Raw genomic sequence first — 16,950 nt, 5'->3', positions numbered from 1 at the left:
CTATCTACTCAACAATCTATAAAAAAATTCCAGGTGCTTTTTCACTGTTACTCGTGAGCTAAAGCTTTCATCTAGGCGCTTCTTGGCCGCTTCACTCATGGCTGTGCACTTGGCCTTGTCTTGTGCGAGCTTGTCCATAGCTTCGCCCAACGCTTTAGCGTCACCAGTTGGGACAATATAGCCCGTTTCACCATCCACAACGAGTTCTGGGGCACCGCCGGTGGTCGTAACTACAGAAGTAGTACCATTGGCCATTGCTTCGACAATGGTGCGTGGTAGTCCTTCTCCGCTGATCGATGGTTGAACTTGAAAGTCTGCCATACACATGATCGAAGGAATGTCAGTTCGGTGGCCTATGTAATGAATTCGCTCACTCATCGGGCTCGCTTTCATCTCATCAAAGTGAGGCTCATAACCGCTCCCAGCTAAAATCAGGTGGAAGTTGGGTGCCGTAATGTGTTTGGTCGCTTCGAGCAAAACGGAAATACCTTTACTTGGCCTTACGTGCGCTGCGGTAATCGCAACAACATCTTCTTCACTCAAACCAAATTCAGAACGCTCAGTTGGTGGTACTTTGTACCAATCCAATTCATGCCCTTTGTATATGGTAACAACGTTATCTTTGTTCTTCCAAACGCGCTTCACTACATCTTGTCGCACTGCTTCAGAAACACACACAATGCCATCTACACGAGGATGGAGCTGAGTTAGATAAGCACTTGGATCATGTCGATATAGCCCGCCAGTAGTACCTCGATAAACAACCAACTTAACGTCAAAACCAATACACGCAAAAGCTGCATTGGGGATTGTCTTAGAGTTAAAAGCATAGCAGATGTCGTAATTGTGCGTTTTTAACTCATGACGGATCTTTTTAATGGTATCAAAACAAATTTTACGTTTCGGGTAGCCATCGACCACTCGAATGCCGTGCTCTTCTAGCTTAGATACGTGCTCAGATTCTCCCTGAGTCATGATCGTCACTTGATGCCCTTGACGAGCTAGCTCGATAAAAATCGCAGCTTCTGGACGCAAACTGTTCCATGCATGTAAGTAAGATGCACAAACTAAAATCTTCATCTATCGGTTCCTATTTCGCTTGGTCTGTTGAACGGTTTTCAAGAATCCACAAACCGACATATTTATTGAAATTCACCTGAGCGTAAGTCATCGCCATAATGAAACCGACACTACCATCCATAAAGCCACGACGGATAATGTACACAAGGAAGAATGTCCACATCGCTCGTAGTAGAGCGAGGAATAAGCCGTGTGATTTCTTACCTTTACGGTGGTATTTTTGAGAACCAAGCCAAGCATATTGCGCCGCTTTATCTAAGCCGTGTCCATAATCTCGGTGAGTGTAATGGAGCAAGTAGCCTTTCAGGGTACCCGTCGTTCCTTGTTCCGGTACAACAGTTTCATGCACTTCATCCAAGGTATATCGAGAACCCTCTCTTTTGAAGAGCCTCAACACAGCACGAGCACTACGGCCATACTTAAGCGTTGTTCCATAGAGCGTTACTCCCCAAGGAAGTTTATAAGCGGTATGTTTGATTTGATCTTGTTTTAATAACTCAACAAGAGCCTTGCTCATTTCAGGGTCTAAAGCTTCATCCGCATCGATTGATAACACCCAATCACATGTCGCTTTATCTAGTGCTCTTTGCTTTTGCTTACCAAAGCCCGGCCAATCGGTGATGGTCACGTTGTCTGTGTATTTTTGGCATATCTCAACGGTTGCGTCCGTTGATCCGCTGTCTAACACAATTAGCTCATCGGCAATATCAACCACAGATTTTAGGCAAGTTTCAATTCGGTCTTCTTCATTCTTGGTAATAACAATGACAGACAGGGTATGTTTTCTCATTATTCAGCCCTAGAATTTCCAATAGTTTAATGATTTACGGATTTTAAAGTTACGAATCCAATTTTTTGGCTTTTTGTCCTGCCAGTCGCTTTCTAGTACATCCGTAATCGCACTCAAAACTCTAGCTGAGGATTGACCGTCCAAATATGGCGTTATTGACGGACCATAATTAGCAATGGCTTTATCTCTTGTTTCATCAGGCAGCATAGCTTGTTGAATTGCTGATTCTAACTGCTCTGCTTGGGTAATATTGATGAAGCTCGCTTGAGGATCTCGGTTATTTACCGTAACAACCGGCTTATTGAGCAACAAAAACTCCTGAAATATCGATGAGTTGTCACATACCATCACATCAGCACGATGCTGCATTTCAATCACTCGATCATTGTCGAAGAACAGAAGGTTGTCCCCTTCCAACGCCTGGTATTTTTCTCGTGTCTCTTGCTTCATTTTAGGATGCAGTGTGACTAACCATTGCCACTGGCTCAGTTTGCTTAGGCGCTTAAGCTCTTCATAAACCACTTCAGCACAGGATAAACTTGGCGAAAAAGTGGAAGCGAATAGAATTTGAGGTCTTTCAAAATGCTTGTGACTGATTTGGTAATTTAACAAGCTATCTAGCTTCAACCAGCCGGTCTCTTTGACTTGAAAGTAGCCGCGCTGTTTAGCTAATGGCGCCAATGAATTGGTTCTTTCATGGCCTTCTGTACAATACAAGTCAAATAGACCACGCTCAGGATATAAGTTCCCTCGTTTACTCTCATTCAAACCGTGAAACACTTGTACCTTCAAACCTGGGATAAAAGCAGGAACGCGATCACCGGGTACTAAAACAGCAGAAGGGTTATAGGCGACAGCTTCTGTCAAAGACACGCGCTGCTCTTGCTCTAATAAAAGATGTTCAGAAGCATCCTCACCAACGAGCAACCACTTTACGTCATGGCCAAGTTGCTTCGCGTAGTTATAAAATGGACGAAGGATAGCAAATGAGTAGTTTTGCTCGACATAGAGCAAAAAACGATAGGATTGATCGGTTTGAATAAGCGATGAGATAGAGTTCACCATTTCCGTTTGAAAGTGTCACTAAGCATTTAATTATAACGCTCTTTACTTTCGAGATTGAAGAAAATACTCTTCTGATTACTGATTTTACCCTCTGGTGTCACTGTTCTTATGCTTATACGACTTATATACACTCTTATATTGTCATTGGCCTCTCCACTGCTCCTCTATGGGCTTTATAAGAGCAAACCCGACAAACCAAGTTTCGGTAAGCGCTGGAAAGAGCATTTCGGTATTACACCGAAGATTCAAGGTAAAAGCCCGATCTGGATTCATGCGGTGTCGGTAGGTGAATCTATTGCTGCGATACCTATTATCAAGCAATTGAAGCAGCGAGCCCCAAATCAAGCCATCATCGTTACCACGACAACCAGCACAGGTGCAGAACAAATAGACAAACTTGGTGGTTTGGTCGAGCATCGCTACATGCCGATTGATTTTTCTTGGTGTGTACGAGGCTTCCTTAAATCAGTAAAACCAAAGCAGATGTTGATTATGGAAACAGAGCTTTGGCCAAACACGCTGCATTGCGTCGCGAAAGCTGGGATTCCTATTTCAGTGCTTAACGCTCGCCTTTCTGAACATTCATGCCAACGCTACGCTAAGTTCCAACCCGTATTTAACCTTCTAGCTAAAAAACTATCTCAGGTACTCTGCCAGTACCCTAGTGATGCGGAGCGTTTTGTTAGGCTAGGCCTAGATAAAGCATCTGTGCATGTGACAGGCTCTATCAAGTTTGATATTGAAGTCTCTGCTGAACAAGTTGAAAAAGGCAAAGCATTAAGGGCACAATTTGGCTCTAATCGTGATGTCTGGATTGCGGCTAGCACCCACCAAGGTGAAGACGATGTTGTTTTAGATGCTCATAAGCAACTTATAAAAGACAATCCGAATGCGCTACTGATCATCGTGCCTCGCCATCCAGAGCGATTCAACCAAGTGACAGAGCTAGCTAAGCAGCACGGCTTCAACACCGTCACTCGAACGAGTCAGCAAGTATTAACATCTGATGTTGAAGTCTATATAGCTGATACCATGGGCGAAATGTTGGTACTACTCGGCGGCGCTGATGTCTGTTTTATGGGCGGAAGCCTTGTTGGAGATAAAGTTGGAGGGCATAACTTGCTAGAGCCAGCATCCCTGAAGTTGCCTCTGCTAAATGGCCCTAGCTACTTTAATTTTAGCGAGATCACCGACAAACTGCTTGAAGCTCAAGCTGTCACTATTTGTCAAAACAGCAATGAAATTGTAGGCCAGCTAAAAGAGCTGTTCACACAGCCTAGCTTACGTAAAGATAAAGGCTTGGCGGCTTATCAAGTGGTTGAGCAGAATCGAGGAGCGTTAGATAACACCTTACAATACATTATTGATTAGGGCGTGTTGATCTTTTGAGCTGATTTTTGCAGCGAGTTGCTGGGTATTTATACAAGGCAGAGGCTTTGGTATGTAGCTAGCCTACATGATAAGCCGATAACGTAGTAGAAATGACCAGCAAACGCTGCCCGAAGGGTTCGAGCTGAGCGCCCCCGCAAAAAGCGCTTTACTCTTTGTTGAGGTAGATTTGCTTAGAATGACTAGGCTACTTCCCCCTCGCCGCGATTAAAACGCTTTTATCTCGAAGAAAATTTAACCGCAAAAGGTCAACACGCCCCAACAACCATTCGGTTTCGTTAGCCTTGGTAGCCTGTTAAAAGAGGCTCCCAATCCGACTCTTGCCATTGAATCTGGCGCTTGTTCACTTCTTTCAAGAACGAGCGCTTTAAGCGATTCAAGTTCCCTTCTTTCCAGTCATCACCCGCTTGCTGACCACACTTGTCAAAGTCAATAATCCACACCTTTTGTGAATCATCAAGCAGGATATTATGAATGTTGAGATCAGTGTGATTAACGCCAGCATCATGCATTTTACGTATCTCTTGACCAATTTTTTGATAAATGTCCGCACCTATCGGATTAGCTACCAAGACATCAACCAGATCTTTCGCATTGGGGATTCGCTCCGACATCAGATCTGCACGATAAAAGAATCCGCTTTTGGTCGCCCTCGCGGCAATCGGCTTGGGTACATTCACACCGGCATTAGCCAATACATTAAGAACATTAAGCTCCATCGCGCAGCGCGTGCTTTCCCAATCAGAAAATCGATATTGGTCTTCAACGAGTTTGCCAAATAGCCCACCACGGCGATAGTGACGCAACGCAGCTTGCAGTCCATCAAGCTGAATAAACCAGGTGGTGCCACGACCCTGTGCACTCCCTGAAATAGCTTCACGTTGCTGCCAATATTCTACCTCAAAGATCTGAACCATCTCACTCACCGGCACTTGAGCCAGAAGTTCAGAGTCATACCAAATTGTTTGGTTCTTAGTGTTAATCGTTTCCATCTATGAGGCCTTTGGGTCGCTTTTCGTCATTGCTATTTTACAACTAATGCGAGTATCTGCATAATTCTGATGTTATTCACTTTTTCGGACTCTGTATGTCACTGTTCTCAGCTGCACCTCAATCTCTTTGCATAATTCGCCTATCCGCGATTGGCGATGTTTGTCATGCTATTTCTGTGGTTCAAGCCATCCAGAAGCAGTGGCCTGAAACGAAAATTACCTGGATAACAGGGAAAATAGAAGCCATGCTGATCGGCGACCTGCCAGGTATTGAAGTCGTTATTTTCGATAAGAAACAAGGCTTCAAAGGAATGCGTGAACTATGGCGCCAATTGTCAGATCGCAAATTTGATGCGCTGCTACACATGCAAGCAGCACTCAGAGCCAGCGTCCTTTCCTGGGGAATAAAGGCGAAGTGTAAGGTAGGGTTTGGCAAAAACCGTACTCGTGAAATGCAGTCACTCTTTACTAATCGCCACCTGCCTATTTCAGACAAGTTTCATGTATTAGATAACTTTGCCGAATTTGCTCGCTACATTGGTGTGCCCTTCGATAAACCCCAATGGGATATTCCTCTAACACCGGAAGACGAACAACTAGCCATCGACACCATGGCTGGGAAACAAACCTTAGTTATCTCTCCTGCTGCAAGCAAAGATTCACGTAACTGGTTAACTGAACGATATGCCGCTATTGCCGACTATGCAGTAGAAAAAGGGATGCAAGTGGTACTGTGTGGCTCTCCTGCTCCACGAGAAGTAAACCTTGGTAAAGACATCGAAGCGCTATGCCAATCTCCAGTTATCAACTTAATTGGTAAAACTAACCTAAAACAGCTCACCGCAGTACTCAAGCATGCGACCGTGGTAATCGCACCAGATACCGGCCCAGCACATCTAGCGACGACACAGTCTACACCTGTCATCGGGTTATACGCACACAGTGATCCACGAAGAACAGGGCCCTACAATGACCTTGATATTGTGGTCAGTGTTTATCAACAGCACGTAGAGGCGCAACAAGGGAAACCGGTTAAAGATCTTCCATGGGGAACTCGAGCAAAAGGCGATGATTTAATGAAAGACATCACGCTCGACATGGTAAAGCAGACTCTCGACAAAGCCTTAAACTCTATTAAAACACCAAGCAAGGACAGCTAATATGACCACACACGTTATCTACCCAGGTACTTTCGATCCGGTAACCAATGGTCACCTCGATATTATCGTCCGTGCTGCTAGCATGTTTGATCATATCACGGTGGGAGTAGCCGCGAGCCCAAGCAAAAAGACCATGTTTAAGCTAGATGAACGAGTAGAGCTGTTGCGTGATGCTGTGTCTCACTTACCTAATGTATCTGTAGAAGGCTTTTCTGGTTTGCTTGTCGACTTTGCCAAAGAGCAGAAAGCTAACGTATTAGTACGTGGCCTAAGAACAACTATGGATTTTGAGTACGAATTTGGTCTCACTAGTATGTACCGCAAGCTCCTCCCCGGTCTTGAAAGCGTGTTCCTAACTCCTTCGGAAGAGTATGCCTTCCTATCTTCGACGATTGTTCGTGAAGTCGCGATACATGGTGGGGACATAAGTCAGTTTGTGCCACAGAAAGTTGCAGATGAAATCAAACTGAAAACAATGAAATAACCCTGTATTCAAAAACAAAAATAGCGCTCATTGAGCGCTATTTTTATTCGAAACTATCAATTAAAACCAGTCAGAAAAGAGAACAACCATTACAAAAACTCAAAGTGAGTGATAACATATCATTCTTGTATATAAACAAATACTGTTATGAAAGCATACTGCATTACTCTAAAAGGCAATAATAGCCGGCAAACTTCAACAACGTACGCTATTAATAGTGTTCTCGCTGATTTTGATTTCTTTATAGGTGTAGATGCTCGATCCGATAGGCACCCTCTATTGGCAAAAATTAAAAATAAAGCATTTTTATACAATATGGGAAGACCTCACGCGATAGGAGAGGTTGGGTGTTATGCAAGCCACTACCTTGTGTGGCAGAAATGTGTTGAACTCAATGAACCTATATTAGTCTTCGAAGATCATATTACCCTTAACGCTGATCTCTTTCGTAAGTCTTTAAATATTACTAAACAACATATCGAGAAGTGCGGTTTTATTCGCCTGCAAGATAGTAAAAACAAATTACTTTACTCAGTTGAAGAGTATGATACTCAACAACTTGTAAAATACTTAAAGGTACCTCAAGGGACTGCATGCTATGCTATAACTCCAGATGCAGCAAGAGCTTTCATTAAGCACAGTTCAACCTTCAAATACCCTGTTGATGTATTTTTGAGAAACACATGGATACATAAACAACCGATGTTCGGGGTTCGTCAAGCAGGCTTACAGCGAAGTCAGCAACCTTCAATTATAGGTGATCGTAAGCATAAAGGCAGAAAAAACTACTTTGTCGCTAGTATGAAAATCCTAAACAAAATAAAAAGCATGACACTCAATCTAGCGACTAATATTTATCACCTGCTTAGTTTAAGCATTGAATATAGACCTAAGTTAAAATGATAAAAAATAGCGCTCGTTGAGCGCTATTTTTATGACTGCAATTAGGTTTACAGTGAGTAGTAAGCTTTATACCAATCCGCGAATGCTTTGGCGCCTTCTTGGATTTTTACTTGTGGCTTGTAGCCAACCGCTTCAAACAAATCTTCAGTATCGGCGTAAGTCGCGTACACATCACCGGGTTGTATTGGCATGAAGTTCTTCTTGGCTTCGATGCCTAAAGCCGTTTCCAATGCTTCAACGTAATCCATCAATTTAACTGGGCTACCATGACCAATGTTAAACACTCGGTATGGTGCTGAGCTAGTTGCCGGTGAGCCTTGTTCTACTGTCCAATCTGGCTGTTTTGCTGGAATTCGATCTTGCACGCGAATAATACCTTCTACAATATCATCGATATAAGTGAAGTCGCGCATCATGTCGCCGTTGTTGTAAATATCGATCTCTTTACCCGCTACGATTAAATTCGCAAACTTGAACATCGCCATATCAGGGCGGCTCCAAGGGCCATAAACCGTAAAGAAGCGTAGACCTGTTGTCGGTACATCGTATAGATGAGAATAGGTATGCGCCATTAGCTCATTCGACTTCTTAGTCGCTGCGTACAATGAGATCGGATGGTCAACGCTGTCTGCCGTGTGGAATGGCATTTTCTGGTTCAAGCCATATACCGAGCTTGATGAAGCATAGACTAGGTGTTCAACCTTGTTATGACGGCAGCCTTCCAAAATAGCTAAGTGACCAACAAGGTTGCTGTCAGCATAAGCCATTGGGTTATCGATTGAGTAACGAACGCCAGCTTGTGCCGCTAAGTGAATAACGCGGTCGAATTTTTGCTGTGCGAAAAGCTCAGCGATACCCTCTCTATCAGCGAGATCAAGCTCGATAAAGGTAAGGTTTTCATGTTCGATTCGCTTAAGGCGGTCGTGTTTCAGAGAGACTTCGTAGTAGTCATTTAGGTTATCGATACCAATAACCTCATGCCCTGCCGCACATAGTCGCTCTGACACTGCAGAGCCAATAAAACCAGCAACGCCAGTTACTAAATATTTCATTCTACTATTCTCAATTCATATAATTAGTACAATTGTAGCTACTCGCTAGCCTATCGACTAGCAATAAAAAGTGAACACGAGTTCAGATTTTCTATACTTGGCACTCTTCGCAATAAAACGTATTACGTTGTCCGATTTTTAGCTCTTGAATCAGCGCTTCGCAGCTTGGGCATTTTTCACCTGCTTTACCATACACTTGCAGCTCTTGTGCGAAGTAGCCTGGTTTACCGTCAGCCTGAGAAAAATCTTTCAACGTAGTACCACCTTGCTTGATAGCCGTCGCGAGCACTTGTTTGATCTCATCGGTTAACAAGATCCATTCTGCTTTGGTTACTTTGTTTGCTGATCGTAACGGGTGGATTTTTGCAGAGAACAAAGCTTCATTAGCGTAGATATTCCCGACACCGACCACCACTTTGTTGTCCATGATGAACTGCTTAACCGCGACTTTACGCTTTTCTGCTTTTTCAGCGATATAGTCAGCGTTAAAGTCATCCGTTAACGGCTCAGGGCCAGAGCCAAGCAACACAGCGTGGACTTCATCAGGTGCTGACCACAACCAAGCACCAAAACGACGCGGATCGTTATAGCGCAGTACTTTGCCGTTAGTGAGCTTGAGATCCACGTGATCGTGCTTTGCTGCTGGGAAATCGGCATCTAATACGCGCAGTGATCCCGACATTCCAAGATGAACGATAGCAGTACCTGTATCAGTTTCAATCAACAGGTACTTAGCACGACGTGAGATCGCACGAATCACCTGCCCTTCTAGCTTTTTAAGCTCTTGTGGGATATCCCAACGTAGCTTTGGCGTACGAAAGGTCAGTGTCTTAATGGTCTCGCCGACTAAATGAGGCGAGATCCCCATGCGGCTTACTTCGACTTCGGGTAACTCAGGCATAATCTAATCGTCCGATGTTGAGGGATTGTCTTGGCTAAGACTTGGAAACAGGTAGCTCTCTTCAATAGACACCGCCAACCACTGATCATTCCAGTTTTTTAACAGCCAAAACTCAGGCAGCTGATAATAAGTAATGCGTTGCGGCTCTTCTTGGTCTTGATACCACACTTCTATGGTATGCGGAGTACTGAGCTGAGAAGCAAGGTCAGTATAGGTTTGCGAGTCAACCTTGGTGCCAACAAGTTGCTGCCAACGCTGAGCACGTTCTTGAGCGCTAATGCTTTGAGCTGGGGCGGAGCCTTTCAATTGATAGCTCCACTGACCATCTTCGAGTACCAATGACCACTTAGCGAAGTGCAACGCCTGAAGCTCGGCTCCAGGATTTAACAGGTAGGGGTAAGGACTACTAACCTGTTGCTCAGGTTCTGGCTCGATAAGATACGCTTTGATCAAAGTAGGAAGGTTGAGTACCCCAATAAAAGCGATCACGCTTAACATGAGTATGTTGTTCCACCTACGTCCACGATATCTCATCTGATTCTGCCATCTAACCTATTGAGTCTTCAGTATATCGTGAAAGTGGCGATACTTTCTATGTTGCTATTTGCACTGGTTAGATCCTTGTGAAGATTAAAAGATACGTGAGGCCACCAAATTGTAGGCATAAAAAAACCCAGCGATTAAGCTGGGTTTTTCAATTCTTTCTTCTACTGAAGAAGAGCCAAAAAAGCATCAATTACTTGATTTTCGCTTCTTTGTACATAACGTGTTGGCGAACTACTGGATCAAACTTTTTGATCTCAAATTTGCCTGGCATGTTACGCTTGTTCTTATCAGTTGTGTAGAAGTGACCAGTACCTGCAGAAGATACTAGACGAATTTTCTCACGAATGCCTTTAGCCATTGCTTAATTCCTCTTAAACGTTTTCGCCACGTGCACGAATATCAACAAGAACAGCATCGATGCCTTTCTTATCAATGATACGCATGCCTTTAGCAGTTAGACGTAGTTTAACAAAACGTTTTTCGCTCTCTACCCAGAAACGATGAGTTTGTAGGTTCGGCAGAAAACGGCGCTTAGTAGCATTGCGTGCGTGTGAACGGTTGTTACCCGTTACTGGACGCTTACCAGTTACTTGGCATACTCGGGACATGAATGTCTTCTCCAATCGTTTCAGCTCGATATCAACCTTGGTGGCCGAACCTCTCTATCAATTAAAATAGAAGGTAAAAACCGTTATGGAAAATCCATACAAGGCTATCAAAGGTCGCGCATTATACTAACTTGACACGCATTGCTCAAGACCCGAACAGATCCTTTTTGCGGATTTCGTGATCTTTTTTTGTGCAGCGCAGCTTGCTTGAGTAATCAGAGCTGATTTTAGGTCTAAAAATGTGGGCGGAATGATAGCAGATTTAACGTAGTTAACAACCTAAAATGTGATTCAAATCCATCCGCGCTCAGCAAAAGAGACAACTTCACCGTCTCCGACAACAAAATGGTCGAGAATTCGAATGTCCACCAGCGCCAAGGCATCGGTCAATCGGCGAGTTATTCGCCTGTCAGCTTGGCTCGGCTCTGCGATACCCGAAGGGTGATTATGTGCCAATATGAGGGCGGCAGCATTATGATGAAGTGCCCGTTTAACGACCTCTCTGGGGTAAACCGATGCAGCATCAATCGTCCCCTCAAACATCACTTCATCCTTTATTACCCTATTTTGATTATCAAGAAACAATATATAGAAGGCTTCTCGCTGGCGGTCGCGCAACATACTCGACAGATAAAGCTTAGTATGGCTCGGGCTGGTCAGAGCATCGCCTCGAGATAAGGTCTCCGCGAGGTAACGCTGCGTCATTTCCAGTACGGCTTGCAATTGAACATACTTCGCTTGCCCCATCCCTTTATGAGTACAAAACTCAGCTTGTGTTGCTGAAAACAGGTGTCTAAGTGAGCCAAAGTCCTTGAGCAGCTTATCTGCCAGCTCTAGAACGTTCATTCCTTGCGTGCCCGTTCGGAGAAAGATGGCTAGCAGCTCTGCATCACTCAAAGAATCAGGCCCTCGAGTAAGTAGTTTCTCTCTTGGCATTGATTCAGCTGGCATTTTATTTATCGGCATAGAAGAGCAAATCCATTGCTTATGAACATAACCCCTCAGCGTAACTAGCTAGTATCCAGAGATCCTTTAATAGAGATAAAGCCAGCCGAGTCACTAACAAAAACGTGTAATTGATAAGTTTGATAACGCCAATTTGATGAGCGTCAAGTCTGTTCAAGTTCTGCTTCTAGGCACTCATCCTTTGTTCTGATATCGTAAGTCGCAGAAAAATTAAGGAACAGAATCATGCAAACACAGGTTAATCCACTGAGTAACGCTGACCAACCAGGCCTAGCAGGGAAAAAAATTCTTCTTGGTATTAGTGGTGGTATCGCTGCTTACAAATGTGCCGAGCTAACTCGACGCTTGGTTGAACGTGGGGCACAAGTGCAGGTCGTCATGACCAATGCAGCTAAGGAGTTCATCACTCCACTGACCATGCAAGCGGTCTCGGGAAGGCCAGTGTCTGATAGTTTGCTTGATCCTGCTGCTGAAGCTTCAATGGGTCACATCGAACTCGCAAAATGGGCTGACTTAGTATTGTTAGCACCGGCGACTGCCGATCTTATTGCACGTATGACTGCAGGCATGGGCAACGACCTACTGACCACTTTAGTTTTAGCGACCGATGCGCCAGTTGCGGTATCGCCAGCAATGAACCAACAAATGTACAGCCATCCAGCCACTCAAGAGAACATCGCGACACTAAAACGTCGTGGTTGTGAGGTTTGGGGGCCAGCGTCTGGCGAACAAGCATGTGGTGATGTTGGTATGGGCCGCATGTTAGAGCCAATGCAGCTTGTACACTGCTGTGAAGACTTCTTCCAACCTAAACCACTTGCAGGTCGCTCTGTGCTTATCACTGCAGGACCAACTCGTGAGGCCATTGACCCTGTGCGTTACATCACCAACCACAGCTCAGGCAAAATGGGCTACGCGTTAGCTGAAGCCGCAGCTAAACAAGGTGCGACGGTCACGCTAGTGAGTGGTCCTGTGTCACTCGCTACTCCAGACAAAGTGACTCGCGTCGATGTCGATAGTGCTCAACAGATGTTTGATGCCGTTGCTGCTCACGCCGCTCAACACGATGTTTTCATCAGCTGCGCCGCGGTTGCTGATTACCGTCCTGAGACCATTGCAGACCAGAAACTTAAAAAAGTAGACGGTAAAGATGACATGGCGATTCACATGGTGAAAAACCCAGATATCGTCGCTTCTGTCGCAGCTATGACAGAAGGTCGTCCATTTACAGTAGGGTTTGCAGCTGAAACGCAAGATGTTGAGAAATATGCTCGCGGTAAGCTAGAGCGAAAGAACCTCGATATGATTTGTGCTAATGATGTATCTGTTGAAGGCCAAGGCTTCAATAGTAGCAGCAACGAATTGCACCTTTATTGGAAAGGTGGCGATAAATCTCTGCCATTGGATAGCAAAGGTGCGCTTGGATTCCAGATCCTTGAGCAGATCCAACAACTGCTAGAAAAGCATCACTAACTCACTGATTAGAGCAATATTGTCGGATAAATAGACAATTTTGAGCTGACAATCTGCTGACACCTCTCGATTCTGTTGACCTAGGGCTTACAAAACTAGGAAACAGAATTGAATGGTGTTTATAATCCTTCTTCACTCAATCCTCATCTTTAGGAAAGGAAGTAAATAGATGGCTGGTACTCGAAAATCAAACCGTCGTGAAGAAATCCTACAAGCTCTCGCACAAATGTTGGAATCGACCGAAGGTGCTTCTCGTATCACGACGGTAAAATTAGCCAAGCAAGTTGGCGTTTCTGAAGCAGCACTTTACCGCCACTTCCCTAGCAAAGCTCGCATGTTTGAAGGCCTTATCGAGTTTATTGAAGAAGCCTTGATGTCTCGAATCAACCGCATTCTGGATGAAGAGAAAGACACACTAGAGCGCATACGCCTAGTACTGCAACTGATCTTAGTTTTCTCAGAACGTAACCCAGGCCTGACTCGAATTTTATCTGGCCATGCTCTAATGTTTGAAAACGAGCGCCTACGTGACCGCATCAATCAACTGTTCGAACGCATTGAGACTCAACTTCGCCAAATTCTGCGAGAAAGAAAGCTTCGTGAAGGGAAATCATTCCCAGTTGACGAGAAAATCTTAGCGGCACAATTGCTCGGCCAAGTTGAAGGCAGCTTGAATCGATTCGTACGTTCTGACTTCAAATATCAACCAACAGAAAACTTCGATGCTTATTGGGCACTACTCAGCGCTCAGATTAAGTAGCAATCCAACTTTAAGTGATGGTTATGACGAAAACTTCTCCGACAAGCAGCACTGCACAACACGTTATTACTAAGCCGCCTTTTACGCTGGCACTGCTTCACCCAAAATATTGGGGAGTATGGTTCGGCTTTGGGCTGTTGGCGCTTATTGTTAACGTTCTCCCTTACCGCTTGTTATTACTGTTAGGACGCTCATTGGGCACTTTAGGCGCTCGTTATGGCAAAAAACGCGTCGCAGTCGCCACTCGCAATTTAGAACTCGCTTTCCCAGATAAGCCAGCAGATGAAGTTGCGGCTATGGTAAGCGAGAACTTTAAGAATACGGGTATGGCGCTGATCGAAACCGGCATTACTTGGTTCTGGCCAACATGGCGCTTTAAACGAATCTTAGTCGACAAAGACACCCAAATGCTACGTACGCACAAAGCCAATGGCAAAGGTGTTCTTCTCTGCTGTGTGCATGCCTTGAACTTGGAGATCACCGCACGAGCAATGGCTGTGCTCGGTATTCCTGGCCTAGGCGTGTATCGTCCACACAAAAACCCTGCTTATGAGTTCATTCAGTACCGCGGTCGTACCCAAAACGGCAACCGCCTCATTCACCGTAAAGATGTGAAGCGCATGATCCGAATCTTGCGTCAGGGTGAGATCCTTTTCTACCTACCAGATCATGATTACGGGCGTAATAAAGCGGCATTTGTACCTTTCTTCGCCGTGCCTGATGCATGTACGACGACTGGTACTAGTATTCTGGCTTATACTAGCCGCTGCGCGATTGTTCCAGGCTCTGGTTTTAGAAACGACAACGGCAAATATGAAATCATGGCCGATGAGTCCATCGAAGATAACTACCCGCAAAAAGATGAGAAAGCGGCAGCTGCTTACATGAATAGCTATCTAGAGAAAATCATCTTACGCGCGCCAGAGCAGTGGATGTGGCTGCACAAGCGTTTCAAAACCATGGAAGACCCAGAGGCTGAACGCGGCATTCGTTATAAGTAGAGTAGCCGCTATAAGTAATATTCTGAACCAAAAGAAAAGGGGCTGATGATTCATCAGCCCCTTGTGCATTCTATAGCTATAACAAATTGTATTAGATGCCGTACTGAGCGCGGTACGCTTTCACTGCTTCAAGGTGCGCTGCATCAGTCCCCTTCTCTTCAAGGAAAGTCACTAAGTCAGTCAGGCTAACGATAGAAATAATCGCACAACCAAAGTCACGTTCTACTTCTTGAATCGCAGATAGCTCGCCTTTACCTTTCTCTTGGCGGTCAATCGCAACAAGAACGCCCGCTAGATCAGCACCATTCGCTTGGATGATTTCCATCGATTCACGAATTGCAGTACCTGCAGTGATTACGTCGTCCACCAGCATGATGCGACCTTCCAGTGCGCTACCGACTAGGTTGCCACCTTCACCGTGGTCTTTTGCTTCTTTGCGGTTAAAGCAGTAAGGCGTGTCTACATCGTGGTGATCGGCCAGTGCAACAGCTGTTGTCGTTGCGATTGGGATACCTTTGTATGCAGGGCCAAACAGTACATCAAATTCAATACCAGAATCCGCCAGTGCTGCTGCGTAGAAACGACCCAAGCGCGCTAAGTCACGGCCTGTGTTAAACAATCCAGCATTGAAGAAGTAAGGGCTCTTACGGCCAGACTTTAAAGTAAACTCACCAAACTTAAGTACTTCTTTCTCTAGTGCAAATTCAATAAATTCACGTTGATATGCTTTCATGCTCATCCTCTATGTTTACTCAATAAAACTTAACTTACGCTCTGTACCACCCTTTCAGGTTTTACAGACAAAAAAATAGCCCCCAAATTGGGAGCTATTAAAATTGATTATTCTGCCAACGCCGACTTCTGCGCTTCAACAATATCGGCAATGCCCTTATTCGCCAGGGCTAAAAGCTTCATCAGCTCTTCGTGGCTGAACGGTTCGCCTTCTGCAGTACCTTGAATCTCAATCATCTTACCGTCTTCCGTCATGACAACGTTCATATCGGTATCGGCTGCTGAGTCTTCAACATACTCAAGGTCACACAGTGCTTCTGCACCAACGATACCCACTGAAACAGCCGCTACGTGGCCCTTCATTGGGTTCTTTTTCAACTTACCACTGTCTAGTAGGCTCTTGATTGCATCAGCCATTGCTACGCTTGCACCAGAGATAGACGCAGTACGTGTGCCGCCGTCTGCTTGAATAACATCACAATCAACCGTAATCATGATTTCACCCATCGCTTTAAGATCCACAACAGCACGTAGGCTACGAGCGATCAGACGTTGGATTTCCATCGTGCGACCACCTTGCTTACCGCTCGCCGCTTCACGACGGTTACGAGTGTGCGTTGCACGTGGCAGCATGCCGTATTCAGCCGTTACCCAACCCTTTCCTTGACCTTTCAACCAACGCGGTACGTTTTCTTCTACCGTCGCATTACATAGAACTTTAGTGTTGCCGAACTCAACTAATACAGAACCTTCAGCATAAGCTGTGTAGTTACGAGTAATTTTAATTGGACGAATTTGATCTACAGCGCGGTCATTTGGACGCATTGGTATCTACCTTATTAACAGTCTGAAGTGATTTACTATCGAAAGCGTGCATCACCTAAGAAAGGGGTGAGACATATTTGATTGGGGCGAGATTATATAGCAGTTTACTGTGCAAAGCTATTTACCATTGGAAGACACTGTCCATGAAAAGCGATTCCTTAGCGAAAGTACTGAGCTTCGGCTGTCACCCGTAACGTGATACTATGCGTGCGCGTTATTTTCA

19 protein-coding genes are annotated in these 16,950 nt (G+C 44.9%); 7 read left to right on the top strand and 12 right to left on the bottom strand.

Annotated elements, in window-relative coordinates:
- Genes BTO10_RS20895 through BTO10_RS20885 form a run of 3 tightly spaced genes read right to left on the bottom strand, consistent with a single transcriptional unit; the run spans window position 1 to window position 2,911 of the window.
- Window positions 1–1,080 carry a glycosyltransferase family 4 protein gene (locus BTO10_RS20895; RefSeq protein WP_004741415.1) on the bottom strand — a complete coding sequence of 360 codons (1,080 nt, stop codon included), beginning with the start codon at window positions 1,078–1,080 and terminating at the stop codon, window positions 1–3.
- Window positions 1,081–1,090: 10 nt separating this feature from the next.
- Window positions 1,091–1,870: a glycosyltransferase family 2 protein gene (locus BTO10_RS20890; protein WP_004741416.1), complete on the bottom strand. Its 780-nt coding sequence runs from the start codon at window positions 1,868–1,870 to the stop codon at window positions 1,091–1,093.
- Between the two features lie 9 nt (window positions 1,871–1,879).
- Window positions 1,880–2,911 (bottom strand): UDP-N-acetylglucosamine 2-epimerase, encoded by a 1,032-nt coding sequence (locus tag BTO10_RS20885; protein ID WP_105025783.1) that lies wholly within the window; start codon window positions 2,909–2,911, stop codon window positions 1,880–1,882.
- A 132-nt stretch (window positions 2,912–3,043) separates the two neighbouring features.
- On the opposite strand from BTO10_RS20885, the gene waaA reads away from it, so the two are divergent.
- Entirely contained in the window at window positions 3,044–4,306 is a 1,263-nt protein-coding gene (waaA, locus tag BTO10_RS20880; protein WP_105025702.1) for a lipid IV(A) 3-deoxy-D-manno-octulosonic acid transferase, read from the top strand.
- 296 nt (window positions 4,307–4,602) lie between these two features.
- Here the strand turns inward: waaA and BTO10_RS20870 are convergent, their stop codons facing one another.
- Window positions 4,603–5,316, bottom strand: coding sequence for a 3-deoxy-D-manno-octulosonic acid kinase (locus tag BTO10_RS20870; RefSeq protein WP_105025701.1), 714 nt, complete (start codon window positions 5,314–5,316; stop codon window positions 4,603–4,605).
- Between the two features lie 95 nt (window positions 5,317–5,411).
- On the opposite strand from BTO10_RS20870, the gene BTO10_RS20865 reads away from it, so the two are divergent.
- The 3 genes from BTO10_RS20865 to BTO10_RS20855 all read left to right on the top strand — a co-directional run bounded on the left by BTO10_RS20865 (window position 5,412) and on the right by BTO10_RS20855 (window position 7,863).
- Window positions 5,412–6,476, top strand: a complete 1,065-nt coding sequence (locus BTO10_RS20865) for a glycosyltransferase family 9 protein (protein WP_105025700.1) — start codon at window positions 5,412–5,414, stop codon at window positions 6,474–6,476.
- Window position 6,477: 1 nt separating this feature from the next.
- A complete protein-coding gene (coaD, locus tag BTO10_RS20860; RefSeq protein WP_004741421.1) occupies window positions 6,478–6,960 on the top strand; it encodes a pantetheine-phosphate adenylyltransferase in 483 nt (160 codons plus the stop codon).
- Between the two features lie 147 nt (window positions 6,961–7,107).
- Entirely contained in the window at window positions 7,108–7,863 is a 756-nt protein-coding gene (locus tag BTO10_RS20855) for a glycosyltransferase family 25 protein (protein ID WP_105025699.1), read from the top strand.
- A gap of 47 nt (window positions 7,864–7,910) precedes the next feature.
- Here the strand turns inward: BTO10_RS20855 and BTO10_RS20850 are convergent, their stop codons facing one another.
- The 6 genes from BTO10_RS20850 to radC form a co-directional block, all read right to left on the bottom strand.
- Window positions 7,911–8,915 (bottom strand): NAD-dependent epimerase, encoded by a 1,005-nt coding sequence (locus BTO10_RS20850; protein WP_004741423.1) that lies wholly within the window; start codon window positions 8,913–8,915, stop codon window positions 7,911–7,913.
- Between the two features lie 91 nt (window positions 8,916–9,006).
- Window positions 9,007–9,816, bottom strand: coding sequence for a bifunctional DNA-formamidopyrimidine glycosylase/DNA-(apurinic or apyrimidinic site) lyase (gene mutM, locus BTO10_RS20845; RefSeq protein ID WP_105025698.1), 810 nt, complete (start codon window positions 9,814–9,816; stop codon window positions 9,007–9,009).
- A 3-nt stretch (window positions 9,817–9,819) separates the two neighbouring features.
- A complete protein-coding gene (locus BTO10_RS20840; protein ID WP_080566574.1) occupies window positions 9,820–10,350 on the bottom strand; it encodes a hypothetical protein in 531 nt (176 codons plus the stop codon).
- Between the two features lie 202 nt (window positions 10,351–10,552).
- Window positions 10,553–10,720 carry a 50S ribosomal protein L33 gene (gene rpmG, locus BTO10_RS20835; RefSeq protein WP_002535344.1) on the bottom strand — a complete coding sequence of 56 codons (168 nt, stop codon included), beginning with the start codon at window positions 10,718–10,720 and terminating at the stop codon, window positions 10,553–10,555.
- A gap of 13 nt (window positions 10,721–10,733) precedes the next feature.
- Entirely contained in the window at window positions 10,734–10,970 is a 237-nt protein-coding gene (rpmB, locus tag BTO10_RS20830; protein WP_004728407.1) for a 50S ribosomal protein L28, read from the bottom strand.
- A 291-nt stretch (window positions 10,971–11,261) separates the two neighbouring features.
- Complete coding sequence (gene radC / locus BTO10_RS20825) at window positions 11,262–11,936, bottom strand: RadC family protein (RefSeq protein WP_102424638.1); 675 nt, start codon at window positions 11,934–11,936, stop codon at window positions 11,262–11,264.
- Between the two features lie 225 nt (window positions 11,937–12,161).
- Between radC and coaBC the strand changes: the two genes are divergently transcribed.
- The 3 genes from coaBC to lpxL all read left to right on the top strand — a co-directional run bounded on the left by coaBC (window position 12,162) and on the right by lpxL (window position 15,170).
- Window positions 12,162–13,409 carry a bifunctional phosphopantothenoylcysteine decarboxylase/phosphopantothenate--cysteine ligase CoaBC gene (coaBC, locus tag BTO10_RS20820; protein WP_004741427.1) on the top strand — a complete coding sequence of 416 codons (1,248 nt, stop codon included), beginning with the start codon at window positions 12,162–12,164 and terminating at the stop codon, window positions 13,407–13,409.
- A gap of 169 nt (window positions 13,410–13,578) precedes the next feature.
- Window positions 13,579–14,169 (top strand): nucleoid occlusion factor SlmA, encoded by a 591-nt coding sequence (gene slmA, locus BTO10_RS20815; protein ID WP_004741428.1) that lies wholly within the window; start codon window positions 13,579–13,581, stop codon window positions 14,167–14,169.
- Between the two features lie 17 nt (window positions 14,170–14,186).
- Window positions 14,187–15,170 carry an LpxL/LpxP family Kdo(2)-lipid IV(A) lauroyl/palmitoleoyl acyltransferase gene (lpxL, locus tag BTO10_RS20810; protein ID WP_105025697.1) on the top strand — a complete coding sequence of 328 codons (984 nt, stop codon included), beginning with the start codon at window positions 14,187–14,189 and terminating at the stop codon, window positions 15,168–15,170.
- Window positions 15,171–15,261: 91 nt separating this feature from the next.
- On the opposite strand, the gene pyrE is transcribed toward lpxL, so the two are convergent.
- Complete coding sequence (pyrE, locus tag BTO10_RS20805; protein WP_004741430.1) at window positions 15,262–15,903, bottom strand: orotate phosphoribosyltransferase; 642 nt, start codon at window positions 15,901–15,903, stop codon at window positions 15,262–15,264.
- 107 nt (window positions 15,904–16,010) lie between these two features.
- Window positions 16,011–16,727 carry a ribonuclease PH gene (gene rph / locus BTO10_RS20800; protein ID WP_004741431.1) on the bottom strand — a complete coding sequence of 239 codons (717 nt, stop codon included), beginning with the start codon at window positions 16,725–16,727 and terminating at the stop codon, window positions 16,011–16,013.
- Between the last annotated feature and the right edge of the window lie 223 nt (window positions 16,728–16,950).

Origin of the sequence: Vibrio chagasii (assembly GCF_002954585.1) — a bacterium.
In the GTDB taxonomy this organism is placed as follows: Bacteria; Pseudomonadota; Gammaproteobacteria; order Enterobacterales; family Vibrionaceae; genus Vibrio; species Vibrio chagasii_A.
The sequence above is the reverse complement of the archived record's forward strand: the minus strand, read 5'-3'. Positions and strand labels throughout refer to the sequence as shown.